Genomic DNA, 24,120 nt, shown 5'->3' with positions numbered 1-24,120 from the left:
CTCAGAGCACCTGGTTTCAGAGCACCTGGTCGAGGAAGCGGCGAAGCCGCGGATGCTCAGCCCGCTCGAAGATCGCCTCGGGTGGGCCGGCCTCCAGCACGACGCCCCGGTCCATGAAGGCAACGGTGTCGGCGACCTGCCGGGCGAAGCCCATCTCGTGGGTCACCACCACCATTGTCATGCCGGCGGCGGACAGGTCGGCCATCACCCCGAGGACACCCTTGACCAACTCCGGGTCGAGCGCCGAGGTCGCCTCGTCGAAGAGCATCACCTCGGGCCGCAGCGCCAGCGCGCGGGCGATCGCCACCCGCTGTTGCTGACCACCGGAGAGCTGCGCCGGCCGGGAGTTCGCCTTGCCGGCCAGCCCCACCAGTTCCAACTGGGCCCGGGCGACGGTCTCCGCCTCGTCCGCACCGAGCTTGCGCAGCCGGCGCAGCGCCAGCGTGACGTTGCGCAGCACGCTCATGTGTGGGAACAGGTTGAACTGCTGGAACACCATGCCCACCCGCTGCCGCAGCGCGTCCGGGTCGTCGCCCAGCACGCTGCGCCCGTCCAGCAGCACGTCGCCCCGGTCCGGTTCGATGAGCCGGTTGATGGTGCGCAGCAGGGTGGACTTGCCCGACCCGGACGGGCCGATGACGCAGGCCGTCGCGCCGCGCGGCACCGCGAGGTCGACGCCGCGCAGCACCCGGTTCGGGCCGAAGGCGAGGTGCACATCGCGTACGTCGAGGCTGACCGAGGTCGTCGTGGCGGTGGTCATCGCCGATCTCCTTCCGTCGCGGCGTACGACGCGGTGTCGTCGTCCTCCTCGATCGGCCCGGTGGCCGGCCGACCGTTGCGCAGCCGCCTGTCGATCCAGTTGACGACGTGCGTCAGCGGGACTGTCAACGCCAGGTAGCAGAGCCCTGCCAGCAGCAGCGCCGACTCGTTGCCGGTGGTGGCCGCGTAGTCCTGCCCGATCCGGAACAGCTCCCGCTGGCTGGCCACCAGGCCGAGGAAGTAGACCAGGCTGGAGTCCTTGATCAGCGCGATGAGCTGGTTCACCCAGGCCGGCAGCACCCGCCGGATGCCCTGCGGGATGATCACCAGCCGCATCGCGTCGGCCCAGGAGAAGCCGAGCGCCCGGGCGCCCTCCAACTGGGCGGCCTCCACCGACTGGATGCCCGAACGGAAGATCTCCCCGATGTACGCGGCGGCGATGAGCGACAGCGCCAGGATGCCCAACGGGTACGGGTCCGGTCCCCAGACCTGCATGCCCAGCGGCGCCAGCCCGACGCCGATCAGCAGGATCGTCGCCGCGGCCGGCAACCCCCGGAACACGTCCGTGTAGACCCGTGCCGGCCAGCGCAACCAGCGGCTGCGGGAGATCCCGGCGACGGCCAGCAGCAGGCCCAGCACCGAGCCGAGCAGGGCGGCGGAGACCGCCAGGATCAGCGTGTTGGGCAACCCGACGGTCAGCATCTCGGGCAGCGCCTCGCGCATCGCGTCCCAGTCGAAGAAGGTCTCCCACAGGGTGCTCAACGGATCCATCGGTCGCTCCTCCTACCGCCCCGCTCGTTCGTCACCGGCTCAGGACGCGGCCGACGCGGACGCCGACGGCGCGGCTGTGGCCGACGCGGACGCCGACGCGGACGGGGCCTGCGCCGTGCCGCTGCCCGGCGTGAAGTCCGCCGGGATCGGCCGACCCGGGTAGTACTGCGCCTGCAACCGGCTCCAGGTGCCATCGGCGATGACCTCGTCGAGGCTCTTGTTCAGCGCCTCGCGCAGCTTGTCGTTGCCCTTGGCCACGGCGTACGCGGTCGGTGCCGGGCTGAGCTGCTTGGCCGCCACGGTGATCTTGCCGTTGCTGTCGGCGGCCGACTTCTCGCCGATCTCCGCCGGGGCGATCCACGCGTCGGCGGTGCCCGCCTTGAGCTGGTTGATCGCACCGTTGTAGTCAGGCACCCGCACCGGGTTGAGCTGCTTGCCGGTGGCGTAGTCGTCCTGGACGGTGCCCTGCACCACCACGACCCGCTTGCCGGTGAGCTGGTCGAAGCTGGTGATCGGTGAGCCGGCCGGAACGTCCAGGCCGAAGTAGCCGAAGTCGTAACCGTTGCCGAAGTCGACTGTCTTCTTGCGGGCCTCGGTGATGGTGATCGAGGAGCTGCCGACGTCGAACTTGCGGTTGTTGACCTGGCTGAGCAGCGCGGAGAAGTCGGTGCCGACGAACTCGACGGTGAGGCCGAGCTTGCCGGCCACGGCGGTCAGCAGGTCGTTGTCGAAGCCGGTGAACTTGCCGTCCTTGAGGTACACGTTCGGTGGGGCGTCGGTCAGCGTTCCGGCGCGCAGCACGCCCGGCTGGGCCAGGCCGTACGGGTTGGCGGTGGCGTCGGACGAGCTGTCGTCGCCGCAGGCGGTGAGGGCGGTGGCGGCGAGGATGGTGGCCGCGCCCAGGGCGGCGGCGCGGGTCAGGGCAGGAAGAAATCGCACGGGTGTCTCCGAAGGGTGGTGTCTCGGCGCGCACGGGCGTGCGCCACCGACGGCGCGCCGATGGGCGTACCGGTGGGAATGAGCTCGGGAAGGGGTGTGCTAGAGCGCGATGCCGCGACGACAGGCGGCGCTGCACATTCGCATCATGTCCACGTGCCGTCGCCGGGTCAGTGCGGGCGAGGGCCGACCGGTGCGGGTGTCCGCGACGTCGGTCGGTGGGGCGGTGCTGAGGATGCGCATGGTTCTCCCGGGTCTGTGCTGACCTGGGTGCCAGGCCACGCTTGCACCGACGTCGTGCCGGTGCCTGGTCTTCACCCGGGGCACCCCACCGCGGAGGAGGGTTGCCGGCCAGCGAGCCGGGGCTTCGCGCTGGCACTCATGACCTGCGCCGAGGCTAGCAGCAGGAACGGGTGGATCGTCCAGTCGTTATGACCACGCTCACCGTGCACGACGGGCTGTCGGCTCGCAGGTCAGCCGGCGTGCACGTGCGGTCGACGGTGCGGGTCGGGCTCCTGGCGGCGAAGGATCTCCCGGGTCACCGAGGCGATCGCGCCCTGCCCGAACGCCAGGTAGCGCAGGAAGTTGCGAGTCGGGCCGCCCTCGGACCACTCGAAGTAGATGTGGGGGCACCGACGGCTGCGGTCGCGGATCTCCAGCAGCAGGGCGGCGAGCGCGGTGGGCACCGACGAACTGGCCAGGCTGAGCACCGGGAAACGGCCGTCGACCACGCCGCCGCGGACCAGCAGTTCGGTCTCGAAGTCGGAAGGGTCGGTGACCTTGACCTCGACGAAGATGACGTCGCCGTCGTCGGGAAAGTCGTTGTCCGCCATGGTCTGGGCCAGCTTGGCGCGGTACTCGGCCTCGTCGCGCCGGTCGGGTTCGTGCGCGATGAGGCGGATCCGCCGCCCGGCGCGTTCGTCGATCATCCGGGACGCGGCGGGGTCCAGCTCGACGTGGTCGACGCGCAGCTCGTAGGCCCGCATCAGCCGGGACAGCACCGACACCAGGATGATCCCGCCGATGAAACAAGCTGCGATCTTGACACCGTCCGGGCGCTCCACCACGTTCGCCAGCGTGGTGTAGACGAAGATCACCGCGATGACTCCGAACGCGATGGTGCGACCGCGCTGACGCTGCCGGCGCGCCGCGAGCGTCACCGCCGTCGCGGCCGAGGTGATCAACACCAACACCCCTGTGGCGTACGCGCCGCCCTGCGCGTCCACGCTGGCCTCGAAGAGGATCGTGATCAGGAACGCCACGGCGGTGAAGACCAGCACCAGTGGTCGGACGGCTCGTGCCCAGGTCGGCGCCATGCCGTAGCGGGGCAGGTAGCGCGGCACGAGGTTGAGCAGACCGGCCATCGCCGATGCCCCGGCGAACCAGAGGATTCCGATGGTGGACAGGTCGTAGACGGTGCCGAACACCTCGCCGAGGTGGGCGTGCGCCAGGTAGGCCAGCGCCCGCCCGTTCGCCGGCCCACCCGGCTGGAAGGCCTCCGGCGGGATGAGCACTGTGCTCGTCACGCTGCTGGTGATCAGGAAGACGCTCATGATCACCGCCGCGGTGGTGAGCAGCCGGCGCGCGCCACGGATCCGGCCCAGCGGTCGTGCCTCCGAGTCCTGGGGGTCTCCCCGTACGCTCGGCATGACCGCCACCCCGGTCTCGAAGCCGGACAGACCCAACGCCAGCTTCGGAAAGACCAGCAGCGACAGCCCGACCACCAACCACGGATCGCCGTGCCCGGTGGTCAGCATCGTGGTCCAGTCGCCGACCGCGCTCGGGTGCGTCGCCACCCGCCACAGCGCGTCGGCAACCACCACCGCGTTCAGCGTCAGGTAGACCGCTACCAGGACGACGGCGATCCCGATGGCCTCGGTGAATCCCTTGAGGAACACCGCGCCCAGCAGCGATACGAGCAGCAGCGTGACCAGCACCTCGTGCCCCTTGAGCCCGCTCGGCCAGAACGGGTTCTCGTCGATGTGCGCTGTCGCGTCGGCGGCCGAGAGGGTGATGGTGATGATGAAGTCGGTGGCTGCGAAACCGAGCAGCACCAGCACCAGCAACTTGCCCGGCCAGTAGCTCAGCAGGCGTACCAGCATCGCGATGGAGCCCTCACCGTGTGGGCTCTCCACCGCCACCCGCCGGTAGACCGGCAGCGCGCCCAGCAGGGTCACCAGCACCAGCACCAGGGTCGCCACCGGCGAGAGCGCCCCGGCGGCCAGCGCCGCGATGCCCGGCTGGTAACCCAGTGTCGAGAAGTAGTCGACACCGGTCAGGCACATCACCTTCCACCACGGGTGGTGCCGGTGCTCCGGCGGGCGCCCGTGCGGCCCCGGGTGCTGCACGGCCTGGTCCGAGCCGGCGTCGAGCAGCCACCCCCGCAACCGGCCGGCCCGTCTGTCGACCTTCACCGGCGCGTCCCCCGTCATCCCGCCCACGGTCACCGTGAGTATCCGCCCGCCGGGCCACCGCCGTCCGCCGGTGCGCGGAACCCAGCCCACGCCGCGGCGGGTTTTGGGCCCCGGACAGGGGGGAAGCAGCGCTCCGGGCTGGACCGGACGGCACCGGGGGAGGGGACAGGGCATGGTCGGCGGCCGTCGCTTCCGCCCGGGTGGTGGCTTCGGCCGCCAACTCGACGAGTACGAGACGAGGGTCGGCGTCCCGCCCTCCACCGAGTCGCCCGCTGCGTCCCACGGCGGCCTGGTGGACAGCGCTGTCTACCTCCAGGGGCACCGGTTCGCCTCGCCGTCCGGCCTCGCCGAGACGTACCGCTGCCTCCAGGAGCAGGACGGCGCGATGGCCTGGATCGGGTTGTACCGGCCCGACATCGAGCAGATCACCTCGCTGGCCCGCGAGTTTCGGCTGCACGACCTGGCGGTCGAGGACGCCATCAACGCCCACCAGCGGCCCAAGCTGGAGCGGTACGGGCACACCCTGTTCGTGGTGCTGCGCGCCGCCCGCTACGACGACCTGCGGGAAGAGGTCGAGTTCTCCGAGCTGCACCTGTTCATCGGGCCGGGCTTCGTGGTCACCGTCCGACACGGTGAGGCGCCCGACCTGGCGGCGGTGCGGCGGCGGTTGGAGACCGAGGTGCAGATGCTCGCCCGGGGGCCGGAGGCGGTCCTGTACGCGATCCTCGACCAGGTGGTCGACGGGTACGCGCCGGTGGTGGCCGGACTGGAGAACGACATCGACGAGATCGAGACCCAGGTGTTCGGTGGCGATCCGAACGCGAGCCGCCGCATCTACGGCCTCAGCCGCGAGGTCATCCAGTTCCAGCGGGCCGCCCGACCCCTGCTCAGCGTGCTCGACGCGTTGGCCGACGGGGCCGGCAGCGCCAGCGCCGACGAGGAGCTTCGTCGCTACCTGCGCGACGTGACCGACCACCTGACCCAGGTGGTGGAGCGGGTGGACGGCTTCCGGCACCTGTTGCAGAACATCCTCACCGTCAACGCCACTCTCGTCTCGCAGCAGCAGAACGAGGAGATGCGCAGCCTCACCGCGGCCAGCTACAGCCAGAACGAGGAGCTGAAGAAGGTCTCCTCCTGGGCGGCGATCCTCTTCGCTCCCACGCTCATCGGCACCGTGTACGGCATGAACTTCGTCCACATGCCGGAGCTGAACTGGCGCTTCGGCTACCTCTTCGCGCTGCTGTTGATGCTGCTGGTCTGCGGCACCCTCTACGTGATCTTCAAGCGGCGCGGCTGGCTGTGAGCCGTGCGGCCGACGCTCACTCGATGCCGCGCAGGATGTGCCGTTCGTCCTCGACGTCGTCGTCGCCGGCACCGATCCGCCCGAGCAGCACGGCGGCCGCCCAGATCGTCAGTGGTGTGGCCGCCCCGGTCATCCCGCCGCCGGTCCGGTCGTCCCGGGTCTGGCTCCGCTCCGTGCGCGGTGGCCTGCGCTGAGCCTGCATGGGCCCTGCCTCTCCTCGTCGAAGCCGCCGTGGGCGGCGCGGGGTGACCCCGCGCCGCACCGGCCGGGCGAACCGCCTGCGAGCAGCCCACCACCGGTACGACAGCCACCCGAACCTTCCCACGCCCGGCCACATCCGCACCGCTTGTTTACGGGTTTCCGACTGCGGCCCGCCAAACCGGACATTACGCGTCGACGGTCGAGGCACGGTCAAGGCAGCGGGTGGGCGATGCCGCGGGCGTGGTCGGTGAGCGCCGCGCCGACCACGGTCGCGGCCAGCGGCAACACCTCCAGGCAGCGGCGCACCGCGGCGGCCATCAGCGAGTTCGGCACCCGCATGGAAAGCGTGCAGTGCGGCACCCACCGCCCCGGCTGGTAGTGCTCGGCGAGGGGGATGCCGGCGGCGGCGAGCCGGTCGTGCACCAGCCGGTGGTGCGCCAGCAACTCCGGGGTGGGCGCCGGACCGAGCCAGAGCACCCGACCGACGAACTGGCCGGCGTGCTGGAAGTCGAGCCGCAGTGGGGCGGCCACCACCATCCCCTGTAGCGCCTCGGCGACCTGCTCCGGATCGAAGCGGGGCGCCACCATGAGCGAGACGTGCGGACGGTGGCGCTGCTCCAGCAGCGAGCGCATGCTCTGCACGCCCTCGGCCTCCAGCGCGTCCCAGAGCACCCGGATCCGGCGGGTGGCGTCCGGATCCAGGTACAACTCCACCGCGGCGACCATTTGATCACCGTAGCGGCCGAGGTTTGCGAGCCCGGATCCGGCGGTACCTGGTCGGAAACCGATCAGGAAGGCGTACCCGTGGATGTGAGTGACCTGCTGACCGAGGCGTACGACCGGCTGCCCGACCTCGTCCGCGCGGCCGTCGACGGCCTCAGCCCCGAGCAACTGCGCCACCAGCCCGGCCCGGGCGCCAACACGGTCGGCTGGCTGGTCTGGCACCTCACCCGGGTGCAGGACCACCACGTCGCCGACCTGCTCGACGCCGACCAGATCTGGGTGAGTGGCGACTGGGCGGGCCGGTTCGGGCTCGCCGCCGACCCCGACGACACCGGCTACGGGCACTCGCCCGCTCAGGTCGCGGCGGTGCGGCCGGAGAGCGCGCAGGCGTTGATCGACTACTACGAGGCGGTCGCGGCGCGTACCGGAAGCTTCCTGGCCGGTCTGGGCCCGGCGGACCTGGACCGCGTGGTCGACGAGGCGTGGGACCCGCCGGTCACCCTCGGCGTCCGGTTGGTCAGCGTCGCCGAGGACGACCTGCAACACGTGGGCCAGGCCGCCTACGTGCGCGGCCTCATCCAGGCCGACTGAGCGCCGGTCTCACGGCACGATCACCGCCCGGCCCTCCAGGGTCCCGTCGCGCATCTGGCGGTACGCGTCCAGGGCGTCTCCGAGTGCGAAGGTTGTGGTCTTCGGGCGGACCAGGCCCCGGGCACCCAGGTCGAGCACCTCCACCAGCTCGGGGCGGCTGCCCCAGTAGGTGGTCGCGATACTCACCTCGTACGGCACGGAGAAGAACGACACCCCCAGGGTGCCGCCGCCGATCCCCACGATGGTCAGGTCGCCCACGGTGCGGGCCGCCGCCACGCCGAGCGCCAGGGTGGCGTCCGTGCCAACGAAGTCCAGCACCACGTCGGCGCCCCGCCCTCCGGTGGCGTCCCGGATCTCCTCGGCGGCGGCCGGTCCGGACGTCACGGTGCGGTCGGCGCCGCACTCCTCGGCCAACCGCAGCGCCTCGGCTCGGGTGTCCACGGCGATCACCCGCGCGGCGGTGGTGGCCTTGAGGATCTGCACACCCACATGCCCCAGCCCGCCGACCCCGATCACCACGGCCGTGCTGCCCGGTGGCAGCTTCGGCCAGGAGCGTCGGATGGCGTGGTACGGGGTGAGTCCCGCGTCGGTCAACGGTGCGGCTTCCGCCGGATCCAAACCCTCCGGAAGAGGCACGACATGCCGCGCATCCGGGACCAGCTCGAACTCGGCCATTCCGCCGTCCAGTCCGAGCCCGCCGCCGCCGCTCGGTACCGGCGCAGCGGACGGGTTCTCGCAGTACGGGTCGACTCCGACCCGACAACGGGCGCAGGTGCCACAACCCCATGCGCCGAACACAGCGACCGGTTGCCCGACGGAAAGCCCGGTCACACCGTCGCCGAGGGCGTGCACCCAGCCGGCGTTCTCGTGCCCGAGCGTGAAGGGTGGGTTCCAGGGCATCGTGCCCGGCTCGAACTCGTCCATCAGGTGCAGGTCCGAATGGCAGGCGCCGGCACCGCCGATCCGCACCACCACCTGACCCGGCCCGGGCGTCGGGTCGGGAACCTCGACCAACTCCGGCTCCGATTTCCACTCCTTCAACCGCAGCGCGCGCATACCGGTGCTCCCGTCCGTCTCGGCTGAACCACTGGCCTGCCCACCTCGTCCCAGAGCAAACAGGCCGACGCCAGGGCAGATCTGGCACCTCACCTGTTTCGGGTGAACCGGGCTCACCCCGACGCGGGTGATCCTGCGGGGAACCGTGGGGAGGGGACCCGATGGACGCGACGGCGGAGCAGTACCTGCGGCAGCTGGACACCGGTCGGCGGCCCGACCTGCCGGAGACCACAGCGGGGACGCTGCGGCTGGATGTCCGCGACGACGGCAGCACCGATCACTGGTACCTGACCATCGCCGACCAACAGGTCCGGGTGACCCGTTCGGCCGACGACGCCGAACTCGTGGTGCGGGCCGACCGGGCGGTCTTCGACCGGATGGTCCGCGGCGAGCTGCACCCGGGCGCGGGCCTGCTGCGCAACGAGCTGACCGTGCACGGCAACATGCAACTGCTGATGCTGCTGCGGCGGATCTTCGCCGGGCCGGACGGCGCCCGCCATCCGCATGAGCTGGGCCGGGCCGCGTTGGTTGGCCGGGCCGCGTCGACCGCTCGGGATGAGCGGTCGTGAAGCAGGAGCTGGTGCACGTCATTGCGGGCAACCTGTTCGCCATCAGCGACGCCCAGGGCGACATCGAGGTCGATCCGCAGACCCCGGTCGGACTCTTCGCGTACGACACGCGATTCCTGTCCCACTGGGTGCTCAGGATCGACGGCGAACGGATCAATGCACTTGCCCGCGACGACCTCACCTACTTCGAGACCCGGTTCTTCCTGGTCCCCGGTGCGGCGAGCCACTACGTCGACGCCGACATGTCGATCATCAGACACCGCTCGATCCACGATTGTTTCCACGAGAACATCACAGTGCTCAACCACTCGTCGCAGCCCGCCGAGTACACCGTCCGGGTGGAGATGGCCAGCGACTTCACCGACATCGTCGAGGTCGGGCAGCTCCGGCAGCGGGCCGTCGAGGTCACCGCCGACCCGGCGGGCCAGCGGCTCGTGCTGCGCTACCAGCGGGACCGGTTCGTTCGTGAGACCACAGTGCGCAGCACCGTCCCCGCCGAGGTGGACGAACAGGGGATGACGTTCCGGATCCGGATCGCACCCGAGGGGAAATGGGAGACCGACCTGCACGTCAGCGTGACCATGGGCGGCGAGGAAGGCCGGGATCTCCGCGCCGACCTGCAGTCGCACCAACAGACCGTGCGGACGGGGATGCGCGAGGACCTGGCGCAGTGGCTGGACCGGGCGCCGCAGCTGGTGGCCGAACGCAGCGGCCTGGAGGAGCTCTACCACGGCAGCCTCGCGGACCTGGAGGCACTGCGGTACAAGCCGTTGTCGTACCGCGAACGGGTGCCGATCGGTGGACTGCCGTGGGCGATGGGGCTGTGCGGACGGGACGCCATCATCACCTGCTTCCAGACGATGGCGTTCACCCCCGAACTGACACCGGCGACGCTACGGATGCTGGCGCTCATGCAGGGCGGTCAGCTCGACGACGCGCTGGACGAGGAGCCCGGCAAGATCCTGGCCCAACTCCGGTACGGCGAGACCGGGACGTTCAGCGACCGGACCAGCGCGCTGTACTACGGCGCGGCGGACACCACCCCGCTCTTCGTCGTGCTGCTCGACGAGTACGAGCGCTGGTCCGGTGACGCGGACCTGGTCCGCGAGCTGCGCCACCCGGCCCGGATGGCGCTGGACTGGATCGACGAGTACGGCGACCTGACCGGGGACGGCTACCTGCGCTACCAGCGCCGCAACGAGCGCGACGGCACGATCAACCAGTGCTGGAAGGACTCCCCGGACGCCATCGTCGACGCCCAGGGTCGGCAACCCGCCTTCCCCCGCGCCACCTGCGAGTTGCAGGGCTACGCGTACGACGCGAAGCGACGTGGCGCCCGGCTGGCCCGGGAGTTCTGGGGCGACCCCGCGTACGCCGACCGGTTGGAACGGGAGGCGGCAGCGCTGAAGGAGCGCTTCAACCGGGACTTCTGGCTGCCACAACGGGAGTACTACGCGTTGGCCCTCGACCCGTACGGCGAACCGGTCGATGCGCTCGCCTCGAACATCGGGCATCTGCTCTGGAGCGGGATCGTCGCGGACGACCGCGCGGAAACGGTGGCCGAGCACCTGGTCGGGCCGCGACTGTTCAGCGGTTGGGGGGTGCGCACGTTCGCCGCGGGGCAGCGCACGTACAACCCGGTGGGCGCACACCTGGGCGCGGTGTGGCCGTCGGACAACGCGCTGATCGCCGCCGGGTTGCGTCGCTACCGCCTCGACGCGCAGGCGGCCCGGATCGCAGCCGGCATCTTCGACATGGCGCAGACGCTCGGCGGCGCGCCGCCAGGAGTGATCGCCGGTTACGAGCGCAGCCTGACGACCTACCCCGTCCAGCTGACGACGAGCTGCCGCCCGCAGGCGTGGGCGTCGGGGGCGCTGCTGATGCTGCTCGGCACCATGCTGGGCCTGCGACCCACCGGCGACAACCTGCTGGTGAACCCAGCGGTGCCCGAGGGGTTCGGTCGGCTGGAACTGCTGGACATCCCGGGCCGTTGGGGTCACTCCGACGCCTACGCGAGAGACCGGAGCACCGAACGCCGGCGCCGCCTGCGCTGAGGCCGAGAAGCACCGCCCAGCCGACCCCCCGGCGGCGACGCGCGCCGGGGGGTCAGCCCATGGTCTTGGCGCCGTCGATCGACTCCCGCAGGATGTCGGCGTGCCCAGCGTGCTGGGCCGTCTCGGCGATCAGGTGCAGCAGCACCCGGCGGACCGTCCAACTCGCCCCCGGCTCGAACCAGGGCGCCTGCGGCAGCGGGTGCGCCGCGTCCAGGTCGAGGGTGGCGACCAACTCGTCAGTCTGGCCGGCCACCGCCTGGAAGCGCTCGACCAGCCCGGCGAGGGTCTCGCCCGGTGCCATCTGGAACTGACCGACCCAGTCGACCTCCTCACGGCCCATCTCCTCCGCGCCGCCCACCGCGAAGAGCATCCATCGGCGCTCGACGCCGGTCACGTGCTTGATGAGGCCGCCGAGGCAGAGGCCGCTGACAGTGGGGCGGCTGGCCGCCTGCTCGTCGGTGAGCCCGTCGACGGTCTGCAGGAGGAAACCACGGTGCCTGCGGAGCGCCTGTAGAAGATCGGTGCGCTCACCGGTGAGCTGCTCGGTGCTGGTCATGCCGCCACCCCTCGTTGATGTCCACCCGAGGCCACCGTAGGGCGAGGCACCGACACTTTCCGGGCACCACACCGCGTCGACGGAAGACCCGCCAGCGGTTGCCGATCCGCGCCGACGGCGGTCCACTGAATGACATGGGTGTGATTAAGGTGGGCACGTCGTCCTGGGCGGACCAGTCCCTGCTGCGCTCCGGGTGGTACCCGCGCTCGGCAAGCACGCCGGCCCGTCGGCTGGGCTTCTACGCCAGCCAGTTTCCGTTGGTCGAGGTGGACACGTCCTACTACGCCATCCCGGTGCCGGAGACGACCCAGGGCTGGGTGGACGCCACCCCGGACGACTTCACCTTCGACGTCAAGGCGTTCAGCCTCTTCACCGGTCACCCGACACCGGTCGCCGTGCTGCCCCGGGACCTGCGCCCGGCCGCCGGCCCGAGCCGGATCCGCCGCCGCGACCTGCCGGAGCGGACGTACGACGAGCTGTGGGCGCGGTTCCGCGCGGCCCTGGACCCGATCGCGGCGGCCGGCAAGCTCGGTGCGGTGATGTTGCAGTTCCCCCCGTGGCTGGTGCGCAGCCCCGCGGCCGAACGCCGGATCGTCGAGCTGGCGCAGCGCTGCCGGCCGTGGCGGGTCGGTGTGGAGCTGCGGCACGGCTCCTGGTTGGACGACGCCGCCGCGACGGACACTCTGGACCTGCTACGCGCCCACGACCTGTCAGTGGTCTCCGTCGACATGCCGCAGGGGCACCCGTCGTCGGTGCCGCCCATCCTGAGCATGACGGCGGAGCCGGCCATCGTCCGGTTCCACGGTCACAGCGACGCCTGGGGTGAGGGCGACAAACAGGAGAAGTTCCGGTACGCGTACGCCGAGGACGAACTCCGGCAGTGGGCCGGGCTGCTGGCCGAGTTCGCCGACCTTCCGGACGAACTGCACGTGCTGTTCAACAACTGCTGCGCCGGTCAGGCCCAGCGCGACGCCACCCGGCTGGCGCAGCTGCTGGCCGAGACGATGGTCGCCGACCGCGCCGTCCCGGCGACCGGCTGATCGCCGCACGAGCCACCCGGTCGGGCGACGGTCCGCTCAGGACCGCCGTCCCCGGCTGCGCAGGGCGTCCTGGGTCGACTCGCCGATGTCCGCGTCGTCGGGGAAGCTCCGGCCGCTGGGGGCGGGATCGGGTGGGGCACCCGGCCCGGCCATCGGCGTCCTGGTCGGCTCCACCGAACCGAAACCGTGTCGTCCGGCCGGGTCGGACCGGCCCGCCGGGGCACCCGCGCGACGCTCCCCGCGCCGCCCCTCGGGCACCGCCGTCTCCTCGCTGCCCTCGTCCATCGGTGAGTCGTCGTCAGTGCCCCAGGGCGCGTCGGCGTCGAAGCCGTCGCTGGTGCCCCACGGCTTGGTCGCCTCCGGCTCCAGCCGGTCGTTGTCACCGCTGCGTCCCTTGTGCGCCGTCATGGCCACCCCGCTCGTCGGTCCGCCGCCACCGGCGGACGGTGTGCCGTCCTCGGGTCGGGAGGGCCCGCCCGAGCGCGGCGTACGACATCTCGCCGGCCCGCCGCCGCGCGCGTGAGCTCCGTCATCGCTCTGCTGCGCGCGCAGGGCCGGCCAGCGCCCCGCCGTCGAGGTGGCGGCGGGACGCCGGCCGGCCCGACGTTCAGCGTCCGGCCATTGCCATCGGCCGCTTGCCGTTGCTCATTCCCGCCATCTTGATCATGGTCTTGGAGGCGCCCTTCATCCCACCGGCGCGGCCGAGCATCCCGCGGAACACCTGGCCGGGCTTCTGCTGCTCACCCATGTACGCGGTGACCACGACCAGGGTCCCGGTCAGCGCCGGAATCGCCCACTGGAGCAGCTTCATCTGCCGCTGCGAGGACGCCACACTGGCCGGGGTCTGCTGGTTCGGCTCGGTGGCGCCGCTGACCGACGGGCCGCCGGCCTTCTCCAGCCGCATGCCGATCAACCGGCTGTAGCCGGTTACCGCCAGCGCGCCGATGGTCAACGCCGTCTTGATGGCGCTGGCCCGGCCCACGCCGGACTGGGCCGCCACCCGTGGGCTCTCGGTCACCAGCTCGCCGACGGCGCCGGCCAGGTGGGCGCCGATCGCGGCCGCGTTGACCGGTGTCCACTTGGACCATCCGGCCGAGGCGACCGGGAGTCGCTGGGTCGAGTCGCTGATTTTCGCCGCTGCGCCGTTGACGCCGAAGGCACCCATGAGGGAGCCGCCAAACCAGGCCGCCAGGCCCAGATCGTGCATCGAGCGCAGTGCCGTGTGCCGTTCGGACATGTGATCCCCTTCCGCCGTGTCGGGCGGTGCGGCTTACCCGCCGGTCGGGTGGCTAACCCCGCCCCGGCCGGGCCGATCCGCGACGTGGGAGGCCACTACCGGACATCCGTGGCGTCGGCGGGTCGGTCCCGCCCGGGCAGGAGTCGTTAGCCCGGGGGTGGGTAGATCCTCAGCGACGCCGACGAGAGGGGAACGCGATGTCGCAGCCGGACGAGAGCCGGGAGAAGACCCCCAAAACAGACGCGGTGCTCATGCACCCCGACAACGACCCACACCGGAACACCGCCGAGGTCGCGCCCCGCAAGGAACACGGCGAGATCCAGGTGGAGCGCGACGGTGAACTGGTGCCGCTCGACCAGGACGAGTGAGCCGACCGCCGTCCGCCGACCGGCCGGTACGGCTCAGCGGGGCGGCAGGTCGCCGGCGAAACCGGCGATCCGCCGCGCCAGCGGGACGCCCGCGCGAACCCAGGTGAAGTGGTCCAACGTCGTACCGGCCTGCGCCACTGTGTACCGCTCCCGGGTCACCGGCGCGCCGGCGAGCTTCGCGCAGAGGTGGTCCATGGTCTCGTGCGGGGTGAACTGGTCGTCGTCCACACTGACGGCCAGCACCGGTGTCCGCACCGCGCGGACCGCCGCCTCGGTGTCCGTACCGTCGAGCCGGGGGAATCGACCGGTCCGCGCGGTGTGCGCCCAGTCGCGGATCACACCGCGTGCCTGTCGACCGCCGAAGCCCCAGCCCGGCCAGACCCCGAGCAGGGCCGCGGTGGCGGCGATCCCCTGGGTGTAGGGCAGCACGCCGAGGCCGCGCCGGCCCGGGTAGGTCCGCCAGTACGGGATGCCGACCGCGATCAGCGCCAACCCGTCCACCTCGTCGCCGCCGTGCAGGGCGAGGTGCAGCAGCGCGGCCTGCCCGCCGAGCGAGTGCCCGAGAAGCAGTCGGGTGCGTCCGTCCAGTCGTGGTTTGAGGGCGGTCAGGACGGCGCCGACGTCGTCGGCCAGCTCGGAGTAACCGTGTCGGTCCGCCCGACTCGGCGCGGGCGTGCTCTCCCCGGTGCCGCGTAGGTCGGCCACGACCACGGCCAGCCCGGCGGCGCGCAGCGCGGCGGCGAAGGGCCGGTAGTACCGGGCCCGGACCCCCATCGCGGGCCAGATCACGACCACCGGCGCGCCGGGCACTCCGGCCGGCTCCGGGTAGACCTGCACACCCAGCCGGCCACCGTCGACGTCGACGAACTCCTGCGCGTACTCCGGATCCCCGTTCACCGGCCCAGCCTACGGCCTGACGTTACCGGCGGGTAGCAGCAGGCCTTCGAGTCGACGACCGCGGTGCGCGGCGCGCTCGCCGGACGCGACGGAGGGCCCCGCCGACTGGCGGAGCCCTCCGATGGACGCTGCGGTCAGGAGACCGAGATCGCCCCGTTGCTGGACCGGACACAGGCCACCGAACGGGCGCTGGTGGAGGCCGCGCCGCTCAGGCACTGGCCGAGCACCTGGTGCCCGGTGGCGTTCGGGTGCCACGACTCCTGGCAGGTCTGGAAGTAGCTGACGCAGGTGTTGGCGATCCGCTGGATGGCGATCTTGTCCTTGCCGGCGAGGCTGGTGACGAAGGTGCCGGTCGCCCCGTCCTGAAGCCGGATCGGAGTGGCCAACGCGCCGCTCGGGCTGCTGGTCTGCTCACAGAGTCGGGCGCCGTTGAAGGCCTGTTGCACGTTCAGGTACACCAGGTCGTCGGCGGGGAACTCGGCGGCCAGAGTGTCCCTGGTGGACTTCACGATGCTGCCCAGGCCCTGGGAGAAACGGTGCCCCGGCGCCAGGCTGGCCCGGTGGATCGGGCAGCCGGCCGCGTACCGTTCGGCACCCAGGTCACGGAACTTGTCCCGGGTGTCGTCCCGGCTGTCCTCCTCGTGGAACTGCGGGTTCAGGTCCAGCGGCAGCGGGTTCGTGTAGTCCTGGAACACCACCCGGTGCTGCCCGTCCGCGTCCACCTGGTCGAGGGTGGTCAGGATCTGGCGTACGGCCGCTGTGGTCTCCGCGGTCGCGGCGCTGAGCTGCGCGGCGGTGGCCAGGTCGGCGTCGCTGCACGGCTTCTGCTCGACCGGCCCGTTCAGGTACGCCCAGAACTCCCACCAGCCGGTCCAGGCGTCGGCGATGAACCGGTTGGCGCACTTCTCCGCGACGCTGCCGAAGGTGAACGAGCTGTTGTTGGAACCGAGGCCGACCAGCACCAGGTCGATGTCCTGGGTCTGCGCGACGGCGCGCAGCTGGTCCAGCTGCGCGGCCACGGTACGGCCGTTGGTCCGCGCCTGGGAGGCGTTGGCGATGTCGTGCGGCTGGCCACCGGAGCAGGCCAGGTTGAACCGGTTCTGGATGCCCGGCAGGTTGGCCTGGTTGAGCGAGGCGTTGGCCGAACGGTGGCAGAAGAACGCGTTGTTGTTCGCCGCCGTCCAACCGGGGAAGCCCTGGCTGACTCCGTTGACGTCGACCACCGGGGTGTACGCCCCGGCGCCCTCACCACTGATGAAGCTGTCCCCGAGTGCCACCGCGGCGGTGGGCAACGCGGCGGACGCGGGTGCGGGCAGCGCGACGGCGGTCGACAACGCGGCCATGGCGATCGTTAGTCCCGCGGCGAGCGCGGTACGCCGGAACCTGGGCATGGGGCCCCCAACCATCGAAAGATGAAAGATTCTCTGAGAGCGCGATCAGATCACCCCGGCACGACGGGCGTCAATGGCCCGTAACAGATTCGTTCGACGAAAGACACGCGCCCGTAGGCATGAGGGCCTACAGCGTCGACAGTGGACCCGCGCTCCGGGTTGGCGAACCCACCGACCCGCGCCCGTCGGCGCGGGGAGTCAGTGACCGGCCGGGCGGTCGCGGCGGTGCAGCACTGCCGCGCCCACGGCGTTCAGGCCGACACCCCAGATCAGGAGTACGCACAGCCACTGCACCCACCGCAGCGCGCTCATCTCTCCCGAGAGCAGGTGGCGCACGCTGCCCAACGGGGTGACCCACGGCTGCGCCGGACGGAGGGCGTCCACGGCACCCAGCAGCGTGAACAGGCCCAGCGGCAGGACGATCGTGGCCAGGAACGCCACCACCACCGAGCGCAGCAGCAGGCCCAGGCCGGTGCCCACCAGGCCCGCGACGATCTGCACCAGCACACCGCCCACCGCTACCGTCCCGGCGAACCGCCACGGCTCGTCGGCGACGTCGGCCGGGGTGAGCGCCAGCGTCGCGGCGCAGATCAGCACACCGACCACGCCGATGACGACCGCCGGCAGCCCCACCGCGAGCACTGTGGGCAGGACCGGGAGGCGGGCGGGCGCCCGGCGCAGGTCGCGCACCAGCAGGATGCCGAAGAGCGGGGTCGCGACCGACATCAGGCTCTGCACCGTGCCCGAGAGTTCGGCGAAGGTCCGGTCGGCGGGAGCCGCCGTCGCGACCAGCGCCACGGCGGCCAGCAGCCCCGCCGCCAGGGTGCCCACCAGCAGCCACCGTCGGGCCCAGGTGCCGAGGGAGCGCCGCAGGGCGTCGCGAATCGTTGCGTCCATCTCGACCGCCTCCTGATCTCCTCGACCCGGACGGCGTGCACCCCGCGCGCAAACCGGCCGCGATCATGGGTGAGAGTATCGGTGACGCTGTCTCTGCGTGGTCCCGTGATCACCCACCGGCTGTTCGTTGGCTCACGTATGGAGGGCCTCGCGCGGCGGGTCGCGTAGGTCCTCCGGTGGTTGTCCCAGCCTCGGGCTAGGCTCGCTGCGGCGCGCCACGCCGGCTGATGTCGCCGGTGACCGGCAGCACACCGCCGAGACCGGGGAGTACGACCAGTTGACCGCAGAGCCTGACACCCTGTACGGGGCCGATGACCTCACCCACCTTGAGGGGCTGGACGCTGTCCGCAAGCGTCCCGGCATGTACATCGGTTCCACCGACAGCCGTGGCGTGGGTCACCTCGTCAACGAGATCCTCGACAACTCCACCGACGAGGGTGTCGCCGGTCACGCCAGCCACGTCGAGGTGATCCTGCACGCCGACGGCTCGGTGCAGGTCGACGACGACGGCCGGGGCATCCCCACCGACGTGCACGCCAAGTCCGGCATCTCCGGCGTCGAGCTGGTGCTGACCCGGCTGCACGCCGGCGGCAAGTTCGGCGGCTCCGGCTACAAGACCTCCGGCGGCCTGCACGGCGTCGGCGCGTCGGCGGTCAACGCGCTGTCCCGTCGCTTCGACGTGACCGTCCGCCGGGCCGGCAAGATCCACACGATGTCGTTCCGGCACGGCGTCCCGGGCATCTTCGACGGCGACGGGCCGGACGCCCCCTTCACCGCCGGCCCCGGGCTCCAGGTGGCCGGCGCCATGAAGCGCGGCCAGCGCACCGGCACCTCGATCCGCTGGTGGCACGACGCCCGCTACTTCGAGACCGGCGCGGCGCTCGACGTCGACGCCGTCCGGATGAAGCTGCGCAACACCGCGTTCCTGGTCCCCGGCGTGACCTACCTGCTGCGCGACCTGACCGGCGAGGCGCCCGCCGAGGAGCGGTTCCACTACCCCAACGGGCTCAGCGACATGGTGGAGTTCCTCGCCCCGGCCGGCGACCGGCCGGTCTCCGGCACCCTGTTGGTCAACGGCGAGGGCACCTACCGGGAGAACGCCGCCGACGCCAACGGCGTCATGCAGTCAAACGTGCAGCGGCGCGCCGAGGTCGAGGTGGCGTTCCGGTGGGGCACCGGTTACGAGCGCACCGTCGAGTGCTTCACCAACACCATCCGCAACGCGCACGGCGGCACCCACCGCAAGGGCTTCGAGCGGGCACTGGTCCGCGCGCTCGCCGACGCGATCCGCAACACCCGCGGTCTGCTCAAGGCCAAGGAGGAGCCGCCCACCCTGGACGACGTCCTGGAGGGGATGACGGCGGTGGTGCACGTGCGGATCCCGGAGCCGCAGTTCACCTCGCAGACCAAGGACGAGCTCTCCACCACCGGCATCACCAAGGTTCTCCAGTCCCTGGTCGACGCGCACATCAAGGCCTGGATGGAGGACCGGCGCACCAAGGCCGAGGCGCGCACCGTCCTGCAGAAGATCGTCGACGCCGCCCGGGTGCGACTCACCCAGAAGCAACAGAAGGACGCCGCCCGGCGCAAGACCGCCCTGGAGGGCGCGTCCATGCCGCCGAAGCTCGTCGACTGCCGGGCCACCGGCATCGACCGCAGCGAGCTGTTCATCGTCGAGGGCGACAGCGCCCTGGGGACGAGCCGGATGGCCCGTTCCTCGGAATACCAGGCGCTGCTGCCGATCCGCGGCAAGATCCTCAACGTGCAGAAGGCCAACCTCCAGCAGGTTCTGGACAATGCCGAGTGTGCTGCCATCGTGCAGGTCCTCGGCGCCGGCTCGGGGCGCACCTTCGACCTCTCGGCGTTGCGCTACGGCCGCGTGCTGATCATGGCCGACGCGGACGTGGACGGCGCCCACATCCGTACGCTGCTGATCACCCTCTTCGCCCGGTACATGCGGCCGCTGATCGAGGCCGGTCGGCTCTACGCCGCGATGCCGCCCCTGCACAAGATCACCACCAAGGGGCGCAGCCCGCAGACCGTCTACACCTACACGCAGGCTGAGATGGAGACGACGGTCCGCAAGCTGGAGAAGGCCGGCAAGCAGATCGTCACGCCCATCCCACGGTTCAAGGGTCTCGGTGAGATGGACGCCGACGAGTTGTGGGACACCACGATGAACCCGGCCACCCGTGCCGTCCGCCGGATCACCCTCGACGACGTCGACGCCGCCGAACGCATCCTCGAGTTGCTGATGGGCGAGAAGGTCGAGCCGCGCCGCAACTGGCTCATCGACTCCGCCGACCGCGTCGACCGGGATGCGATCGACGCATGAGCGCCCGTTCCGTTCCAGTTCCAGTGGAGAGCTGAGTCATGGCACGCCGTAAGGAAAACAAGGTCGACCTCTCCTCGTTCGATCAGGCCGGCGCGCGGGTCTTCGACAACCCGCTGGTCACCGAGGTCTCCGACTCCTACCTGGAGTACGCGTTCTCGGTCATCCACTCCCGCGCCCTGCCCGACGCCCGCGACGGCCTCAAGCCCGTGCACCGGCGCATCCTCTGGTCGATGTACGAGCAGGGCTACCGCCCCGACCGCGGGCACGTGAAGTCTGCCCGAATTGTCGGGGATACAATGGGAAAGTACCATCCGCACGGCGACACGGCGATCTATGACGCCATGGTCCGCCTCGCGCAGGACTTCTCCCTCAACGTTCCACTCATCGACGGGCATGGAAATTTCGGGTCCCCAGACGATGGACCGGCTGCATCGAGATACACCGAAGCGCGAATGTCCCGCGAAGCCATGCTGCTCGTCGGTGAGCTGGGCGAGGACACCGTCGACGTCGAGCCCAACTACGACGGGTCGCTGACCCAGCCGACAGTGCTGCCGGCGGCCTTCCCCAACCTGCTGGTCAACGGCGCGTCCGGGATCGCGGTCGGGATGGCCACCAACATGATCCCGCACAACCTGGCGGAGGTCGTCTCCGCGGCCCGCTGGCTGATCAACCACCCGGACGCCACTCTGGACAAACTCATGGAGTTCGTCCCCGGCCCAGACCTGCCCAGCGGTGGGGTGCTGCTCGGCCTGGACGAGGTCCGTCGGGCGTACGAGACCGGCCGCGGCGTGGTCCGGATGCGCGGCAAGGTGGAGATCGGCCCGATCGAGGGCAGCCGGGGCCGTCAGGCGATCACAGTGGTCGAGTTGCCGTACGGCGTCGGCGCGGAGAAGGTCATCGCCGCGATCACCAACGAGGTCACCAAGACCAAGCGGCTGACCGGCATCGCCGACGTCAAGGACCTCACCGACCGGGAGAGCGGCACCCGGCTCGTCATCGAGTGCAAGGTCGGGGTCAACCCGCAGGCGCTGCTCGCCGACCTCTACCGGCTCACCCCGCTGGAGCAGTCGTTCGGCGTCAACAACCTGGTCCTGGTCGACGGGCAACCGCGCACGCTGGGCCTCAAGGCACTGCTGGAGGTCTTCCTGGCCCACCGGTACGAGGTGGTCACCCGGCGCACCTCGTACCGCCGGCGCAAGCGTCAGGAACGGCTGCACCTGGTCGACGGTCTGCTGATCGCGTTGCTGGACATCGACGAGGTGGTCCGGCTGATCCGGGGCAGCGACGACGCGCAGGCCGCGAAGGACGGGCTGATGAGCCGGTTCGGCCTCTCCGACATCCAGGCCACCTACATCCTGGACACTCCGCTGCGCCGGCTGACCAAGTTCGACCGGATCGAACTGGAGGCCGAGCAGGAACGGCTGCGCGCCGAGATCGCCGAGCTGAGCAAGATCCTCGACGACGAGCGGGTGCTCAGGAAGGTCGTCTCCGACGAGTTGGCGGCCGTGGTCAAGCAGTTCGGCACCGAACGTCGTACGACGCTTGTCGACGGTGACCTGAAGGAGGTGCTGGCCGCGTCCGCGCCGGCCGGCCCGCTGGAGGTCGCCGACGACCCGTGCCAGGTGATCCTCTCCGCGACCGGGCTGGTCGCCCGGACCGCGGCCGAGTCGGAGGAGAGCTCCGAGGGGCGCCGGCGCAACGGCCGGGTCAAGCACGACACGGTACGCGCCATCGTGCACTCCACCGCCCGTGGTCGGGTGCTGCTGTTGACCAGCGCCGGTCGGGCGTTCAAGGTCGACGTCCTGCCGTTGCCGGTGCTGCCCGAGCAGGCGGGCACTGTGTCGCTGCGCGGCGGTATGTCCGCGGCCGAACTGGTGCCGTTGGCGGCGGGGGAGACAGTCGTCGGCCTTGCCCCGCTGGGCGGGCAGGCGGAGGGCTCACCGGGGCTGGCGTTGGGCACCCGACAGGGCGCGGTGAAGATCTGCGCACCGGAGTGGCCGGTACGCTCCGACGAGTTCGAGGTGATCGGTCTGCGCGACGGTGACGAGGTGGTCGGGGCGACCTGGCTGACCGACGGCACCGAGACGCTGACCTTCGTCACCTCGGAGGCGTCGCTGCTGCGCTTCCCCGCCGGGCTGGTCCGGCCGCAGGGCCTCAAGGGCGGCGGTATGGCCGGCATCAACCTGCCGGCCGGGGCGCGGGTCGCGTTCTTCGGCGCGGTACGCACCGACGACCCGGGGCACGGCGAGCCGATGGTGGTCACCTCCACCGGCGCGACGGTCAAGGTGACGCCGTTCAAGGCGTACCCGGCGAAGGGCCGGGCGACCGGCGGCGTGCGCGCGCACCGCTTCCTCAAGGGTGAGACGGACGTGGCCGTCGCCTGGGTGGGCCCGCGACCGGTCGGCGCGACCGCCACCGGCGACCCGGTGGAGCTGCCCGCTGCGGACCCCCGCCGCGACGGCAGCGGCTTCGCGGTGATGCTCGGCCCAACGGTGGTGGGCCACCTGATCGAACGCGACTAACCCACCCGCGTTGTCGCGCCCGGCCCGTCTGGCGCGCCCGGCAACAAGATCGTGCTCGACCCTGGAAGTAGTGGTATCACCGACGCGGTGACACCACTCGATCCTGGATCGAGCACGATCTTGGGCAGTGGGGGTGTCCGTCAGCGCGGTATGGTGGGGCCCTCTGTTGTCGGTGAGGGTCCGGGTGCGCCGCTAAGCACCCCTCAACATGATTTCTTCTCTGTCCGGCGGAGTCGCCGGCGCGGCGTGAGCGCCGCCATCCGGGTCCGGCCCAGGCGTGAGCTACGCGCCGCCCGCCGTCCCCGGCCACACCGCTGTTGGGGTCACCTGATCGCCGCCCCACTCTGGCCGATGCACGGCGCGAACCTTGGCACCCTGTTGCGGACGTGCGACGCGGTCGGTGCCTGCCTCGCCGTGCCACCGTTCCGTTGGGTGGACGAGGCCGTGGCCCGGGGCAACACGCTGCGCCAGCCGGGCTGCGTTCACCGGGTCGGCAGTCCGCTGCGCTGGCTGGCCGCCGAACGGGCCACCGGCACCCGGGTCCTCGGGGTGGAGTTGGCCGACGAGGCCGTCCGGCTCGGTGATCTGCCCGCCGCTCGGGGCCGCACCGTGGTGCTGCTGGGACACGAGGCGACCGGCATTCCGCCCGAGGCGCTCGACCAGCTGGACGCGGCGGTGGAGATTCCCATGGTCGGCCATGGCCACAGCCTGAACGTCGCGGTAGCCGGCTCCCTGGTCCTCTACAAACTGGCTGGGCTCCTCTAGTAGGGCGTCCGGTCGCCGCTGGACCAACGGCGACCAGGCCGGAAAACCGCAAGGTAGGTCCGGACAACCGGTCCCGTCGCGTCCGGACCTACCTTGCGAGTCGCTGGTCACCGCATACGAGGTCAGCAGGTGCGGGAGTTGTAGGCGGCCCAGTAGGGGCCGCCGCCCTGCGGCGGGTAGAACCGGTAGTTCCCGTCTGGCGAACGCTGTAGGACGAATTGGTGCGAGCCGTACGGGCTCCTGGAACCCGTCGCCCCGCGGTACACCACGTACAGCCAGCCGTTCTGGTTGTCCTGCTGCACCAGCTTGTCGCCGGCCTTGGTCCAGCTGTTCCGGCCTGCGGAGCCGTCCGCCGAGAGGCCCTTGTCGCGCTGGAAGTTCCTCGTCGCGGCATCGGTCTGGTCGCCGAAGACGCCGTCGACTCCGGACGAGGGCAGGTAGCCGTTCGCCCAGAGGATGGTCTGCCAGAGACAGGCGACGTTCGAGCTGCGGTGCGTGGTGACGTTGGTGACGCCTTCGTCATCGAAGTCGTCAGACACCCCGCCGGTGCCATGGACGTACGCCCGGCCCGTGTAGGAGCCGCTGGCCGCGGCCGGCGTGGCGATGGTGACGTTGATGCCGATGGCCAGTGCCGCGCCCATCGCGGGGAGGGCAACTCTCTTGAGGATGCGGCGGGTGGAGCGGAGCGACGACATGTGTCTCCTCTGGTCGGGAATCATGAGGGGGCAACGGTGC

General features: G+C 71.1%; 24 protein-coding genes and 1 riboswitch. Of the genes, 9 read left to right on the top strand and 15 right to left on the bottom strand.

Translation table 11 applies throughout. From position 1 onward, the window contains the following. Positions 1-16 precede the first annotated feature (16 nt). The 5 genes from OH804_RS17975 to OH804_RS17955 form a co-directional block, all read right to left on the bottom strand. The gene (locus OH804_RS17975) at positions 17-760 is read right to left on the bottom strand and encodes an amino acid ABC transporter ATP-binding protein (RefSeq protein ID WP_406058258.1); all 744 of its coding nucleotides are present in this window, start codon (positions 758-760) and stop codon (positions 17-19) included. Beyond that, entirely contained in the window at positions 757-1,530 is a 774-nt protein-coding gene (locus tag OH804_RS17970; RefSeq protein ID WP_406058256.1) for an amino acid ABC transporter permease, read from the bottom strand. Before OH804_RS17970 ends, OH804_RS17975 begins: the two co-directional genes overlap by 4 nt. Positions 1,531-1,569: 39 nt before the next feature. Beyond that, positions 1,570-2,469: an ABC transporter substrate-binding protein gene (locus OH804_RS17965; protein ID WP_406058254.1), complete on the bottom strand. Its 900-nt coding sequence runs from the start codon at positions 2,467-2,469 to the stop codon at positions 1,570-1,572. 99 nt (positions 2,470-2,568) lie between these two features. After that, a complete protein-coding gene (locus tag OH804_RS17960; protein ID WP_406058252.1) occupies positions 2,569-2,709 on the bottom strand; it encodes a hypothetical protein in 141 nt (46 codons plus the stop codon). Between the two features lie 32 nt (positions 2,710-2,741). Beyond that, positions 2,742-2,853, bottom strand: a riboswitch (SAM riboswitch). An 86-nt stretch (positions 2,854-2,939) separates the two neighbouring features. Next, the gene (locus OH804_RS17955; protein WP_406058249.1) at positions 2,940-4,898 is read right to left on the bottom strand and encodes an amino acid transporter; all 1,959 of its coding nucleotides are present in this window, start codon (positions 4,896-4,898) and stop codon (positions 2,940-2,942) included. 154 nt (positions 4,899-5,052) lie between these two features. Here OH804_RS17955 and corA point away from each other — a divergent pair, with 154 nt between their 5' ends. After that, on the top strand, positions 5,053-6,183 hold the full coding sequence (gene corA / locus OH804_RS17950; protein WP_196922044.1) for a magnesium/cobalt transporter CorA: 1,131 nt from the start codon (positions 5,053-5,055) through the stop codon (positions 6,181-6,183). Between the two features lie 16 nt (positions 6,184-6,199). On the opposite strand, the gene OH804_RS17945 is transcribed toward corA, so the two are convergent. Beyond that, entirely contained in the window at positions 6,200-6,385 is a 186-nt protein-coding gene (locus OH804_RS17945) for a hypothetical protein (RefSeq protein WP_091401337.1), read from the bottom strand. A gap of 209 nt (positions 6,386-6,594) precedes the next feature. Further along, entirely contained in the window at positions 6,595-7,110 is a 516-nt protein-coding gene (locus OH804_RS17940) for a 2'-5' RNA ligase family protein (protein WP_406058246.1), read from the bottom strand. Between the two features lie 78 nt (positions 7,111-7,188). On the opposite strand from OH804_RS17940, the gene OH804_RS17935 reads away from it, so the two are divergent. Next, positions 7,189-7,698: a DinB family protein gene (locus tag OH804_RS17935; protein ID WP_406058244.1), complete on the top strand. Its 510-nt coding sequence runs from the start codon at positions 7,189-7,191 to the stop codon at positions 7,696-7,698. 9 nt (positions 7,699-7,707) lie between these two features. On the opposite strand, the gene OH804_RS17930 is transcribed toward OH804_RS17935, so the two are convergent. Beyond that, complete coding sequence (locus tag OH804_RS17930; protein WP_406058242.1) at positions 7,708-8,754, bottom strand: NAD(P)-dependent alcohol dehydrogenase; 1,047 nt, start codon at positions 8,752-8,754, stop codon at positions 7,708-7,710. Between the two features lie 161 nt (positions 8,755-8,915). On the opposite strand from OH804_RS17930, the gene OH804_RS17925 reads away from it, so the two are divergent. Both OH804_RS17925 and OH804_RS17920 read left to right on the top strand, forming a co-directional pair. Then, positions 8,916-9,323, top strand: a complete 408-nt coding sequence (locus OH804_RS17925) for an SCP2 sterol-binding domain-containing protein (RefSeq protein ID WP_196922048.1) — start codon at positions 8,916-8,918, stop codon at positions 9,321-9,323. Continuing rightward, positions 9,320-11,377, top strand: a complete 2,058-nt coding sequence (locus OH804_RS17920) for a glycogen debranching N-terminal domain-containing protein (RefSeq protein WP_406058240.1) — start codon at positions 9,320-9,322, stop codon at positions 11,375-11,377. The genes OH804_RS17925 and OH804_RS17920 overlap by 4 nt, the downstream gene beginning before the upstream one ends. A gap of 52 nt (positions 11,378-11,429) precedes the next feature. Here the strand turns inward: OH804_RS17920 and OH804_RS17915 are convergent, their stop codons facing one another. Then, positions 11,430-11,933, bottom strand: a complete 504-nt coding sequence (locus OH804_RS17915; protein WP_196922050.1) for a DinB family protein — start codon at positions 11,931-11,933, stop codon at positions 11,430-11,432. Positions 11,934-12,067: 134 nt separating this feature from the next. On the opposite strand from OH804_RS17915, the gene OH804_RS17910 reads away from it, so the two are divergent. Continuing rightward, positions 12,068-12,973 carry a DUF72 domain-containing protein gene (locus OH804_RS17910; protein ID WP_406058238.1) on the top strand — a complete coding sequence of 302 codons (906 nt, stop codon included), beginning with the start codon at positions 12,068-12,070 and terminating at the stop codon, positions 12,971-12,973. Positions 12,974-13,009: 36 nt separating this feature from the next. On the opposite strand, the gene OH804_RS17905 is transcribed toward OH804_RS17910, so the two are convergent. Together OH804_RS17905 and OH804_RS17900 are read right to left on the bottom strand one after the other, a co-directional pair. After that, a complete protein-coding gene (locus OH804_RS17905) occupies positions 13,010-13,381 on the bottom strand; it encodes a hypothetical protein (protein WP_196922052.1) in 372 nt (123 codons plus the stop codon). Between the two features lie 199 nt (positions 13,382-13,580). Further along, the gene (locus OH804_RS17900) at positions 13,581-14,210 is read right to left on the bottom strand and encodes a hypothetical protein (RefSeq protein WP_196922053.1); all 630 of its coding nucleotides are present in this window, start codon (positions 14,208-14,210) and stop codon (positions 13,581-13,583) included. Positions 14,211-14,407: 197 nt separating this feature from the next. Here OH804_RS17900 and OH804_RS17895 point away from each other — a divergent pair, with 197 nt between their 5' ends. After that, complete coding sequence (locus tag OH804_RS17895; protein ID WP_196922054.1) at positions 14,408-14,578, top strand: hypothetical protein; 171 nt, start codon at positions 14,408-14,410, stop codon at positions 14,576-14,578. Positions 14,579-14,611: 33 nt separating this feature from the next. Here OH804_RS17895 and OH804_RS17890 read toward each other — a convergent pair whose 3' ends face one another. The 3 genes from OH804_RS17890 to OH804_RS17880 all read right to left on the bottom strand — a co-directional run bounded on the left by OH804_RS17890 (position 14,612) and on the right by OH804_RS17880 (position 17,763). Then, entirely contained in the window at positions 14,612-15,475 is an 864-nt protein-coding gene (locus OH804_RS17890; RefSeq protein WP_196922055.1) for an alpha/beta fold hydrolase, read from the bottom strand. A 134-nt stretch (positions 15,476-15,609) separates the two neighbouring features. Beyond that, on the bottom strand, positions 15,610-16,866 hold the full coding sequence (locus OH804_RS17885; RefSeq protein WP_196922056.1) for a hypothetical protein: 1,257 nt from the start codon (positions 16,864-16,866) through the stop codon (positions 15,610-15,612). A 198-nt stretch (positions 16,867-17,064) separates the two neighbouring features. Then, positions 17,065-17,763 (bottom strand): hypothetical protein, encoded by a 699-nt coding sequence (locus OH804_RS17880; RefSeq protein ID WP_196922057.1) that lies wholly within the window; start codon positions 17,761-17,763, stop codon positions 17,065-17,067. A 277-nt stretch (positions 17,764-18,040) separates the two neighbouring features. On the opposite strand from OH804_RS17880, the gene OH804_RS17875 reads away from it, so the two are divergent. The 3 genes from OH804_RS17875 to OH804_RS17865 all read left to right on the top strand — a co-directional run bounded on the left by OH804_RS17875 (position 18,041) and on the right by OH804_RS17865 (position 23,385). Beyond that, on the top strand, positions 18,041-20,098 hold the full coding sequence (locus OH804_RS17875; RefSeq protein WP_196922058.1) for a type IIA DNA topoisomerase subunit B: 2,058 nt from the start codon (positions 18,041-18,043) through the stop codon (positions 20,096-20,098). Positions 20,099-20,136: 38 nt separating this feature from the next. Continuing rightward, positions 20,137-22,620, top strand: coding sequence for a DNA topoisomerase (ATP-hydrolyzing) subunit A (locus OH804_RS17870; protein ID WP_196922059.1), 2,484 nt, complete (start codon positions 20,137-20,139; stop codon positions 22,618-22,620). A gap of 246 nt (positions 22,621-22,866) precedes the next feature. Further along, on the top strand, positions 22,867-23,385 hold the full coding sequence (locus OH804_RS17865; RefSeq protein ID WP_406058233.1) for a TrmH family RNA methyltransferase: 519 nt from the start codon (positions 22,867-22,869) through the stop codon (positions 23,383-23,385). Positions 23,386-23,507: 122 nt separating this feature from the next. Here OH804_RS17865 and OH804_RS17860 read toward each other — a convergent pair whose 3' ends face one another. Then, positions 23,508-24,080 carry a peptidoglycan-binding protein gene (locus tag OH804_RS17860; RefSeq protein WP_231392577.1) on the bottom strand — a complete coding sequence of 191 codons (573 nt, stop codon included), beginning with the start codon at positions 24,078-24,080 and terminating at the stop codon, positions 23,508-23,510. Between the last annotated feature and the right edge of the window lie 40 nt (positions 24,081-24,120).

The sequence above is a fragment of the Micromonospora sp. NBC_00860 genome, from assembly GCF_045207375.1.
GTDB lineage: Bacteria > Actinomycetota > Actinomycetes > Mycobacteriales > Micromonosporaceae > Micromonospora > Micromonospora vinacea.
Note: the sequence above shows the minus strand (reverse complement) of the source record. Positions and strands in the feature narration are given on the sequence as shown.

Excerpts from the sequence above, each read along its gene's own strand:
- OH804_RS17900 (WP_196922053.1), bottom strand. The coding sequence starts at position 14,210 with ATGTCCGAACGGCACACGGCACTGCGCTCGATGCACGATCTGGGCCTG.
- OH804_RS17970 (WP_406058256.1), bottom strand. The coding sequence starts at position 1,530 with ATGGATCCGTTGAGCACCCTGTGGGAGACCTTCTTCGACTGGGACGCG.
- OH804_RS17910 (WP_406058238.1), top strand. The coding sequence starts at position 12,068 with ATGGGTGTGATTAAGGTGGGCACGTCGTCCTGGGCGGACCAGTCCCTG.
- OH804_RS17975 (WP_406058258.1), bottom strand. The coding sequence starts at position 760 with ATGACCACCGCCACGACGACCTCGGTCAGCCTCGACGTACGCGATGTG.
- OH804_RS17885 (WP_196922056.1), bottom strand. The coding sequence starts at position 16,866 with ATGCCCAGGTTCCGGCGTACCGCGCTCGCCGCGGGACTAACGATCGCC.
- OH804_RS17915 (WP_196922050.1), bottom strand. The coding sequence starts at position 11,933 with ATGACCAGCACCGAGCAGCTCACCGGTGAGCGCACCGATCTTCTACAG.
- OH804_RS17870 (WP_196922059.1), top strand. The coding sequence starts at position 20,137 with ATGGCACGCCGTAAGGAAAACAAGGTCGACCTCTCCTCGTTCGATCAG.
- OH804_RS17960 (WP_406058252.1), bottom strand. The coding sequence starts at position 2,709 with ATGCGCATCCTCAGCACCGCCCCACCGACCGACGTCGCGGACACCCGC.
- OH804_RS17880 (WP_196922057.1), bottom strand. The coding sequence starts at position 17,763 with ATGGACGCAACGATTCGCGACGCCCTGCGGCGCTCCCTCGGCACCTGG.
- OH804_RS17930 (WP_406058242.1), bottom strand. The coding sequence starts at position 8,754 with ATGCGCGCGCTGCGGTTGAAGGAGTGGAAATCGGAGCCGGAGTTGGTC.
- OH804_RS17895 (WP_196922054.1), top strand. The coding sequence starts at position 14,408 with ATGTCGCAGCCGGACGAGAGCCGGGAGAAGACCCCCAAAACAGACGCG.
- corA (WP_196922044.1), top strand. The coding sequence starts at position 5,053 with ATGGTCGGCGGCCGTCGCTTCCGCCCGGGTGGTGGCTTCGGCCGCCAA.
- OH804_RS17940 (WP_406058246.1), bottom strand. The coding sequence starts at position 7,110 with ATGGTCGCCGCGGTGGAGTTGTACCTGGATCCGGACGCCACCCGCCGG.
- OH804_RS17905 (WP_196922052.1), bottom strand. The coding sequence starts at position 13,381 with ATGACGGCGCACAAGGGACGCAGCGGTGACAACGACCGGCTGGAGCCG.
- OH804_RS17945 (WP_091401337.1), bottom strand. The coding sequence starts at position 6,385 with ATGCAGGCTCAGCGCAGGCCACCGCGCACGGAGCGGAGCCAGACCCGG.
- OH804_RS17925 (WP_196922048.1), top strand. The coding sequence starts at position 8,916 with ATGGACGCGACGGCGGAGCAGTACCTGCGGCAGCTGGACACCGGTCGG.
- OH804_RS17860 (WP_231392577.1), bottom strand. The coding sequence starts at position 24,080 with ATGTCGTCGCTCCGCTCCACCCGCCGCATCCTCAAGAGAGTTGCCCTC.
- OH804_RS17955 (WP_406058249.1), bottom strand. The coding sequence starts at position 4,898 with ATGACGGGGGACGCGCCGGTGAAGGTCGACAGACGGGCCGGCCGGTTG.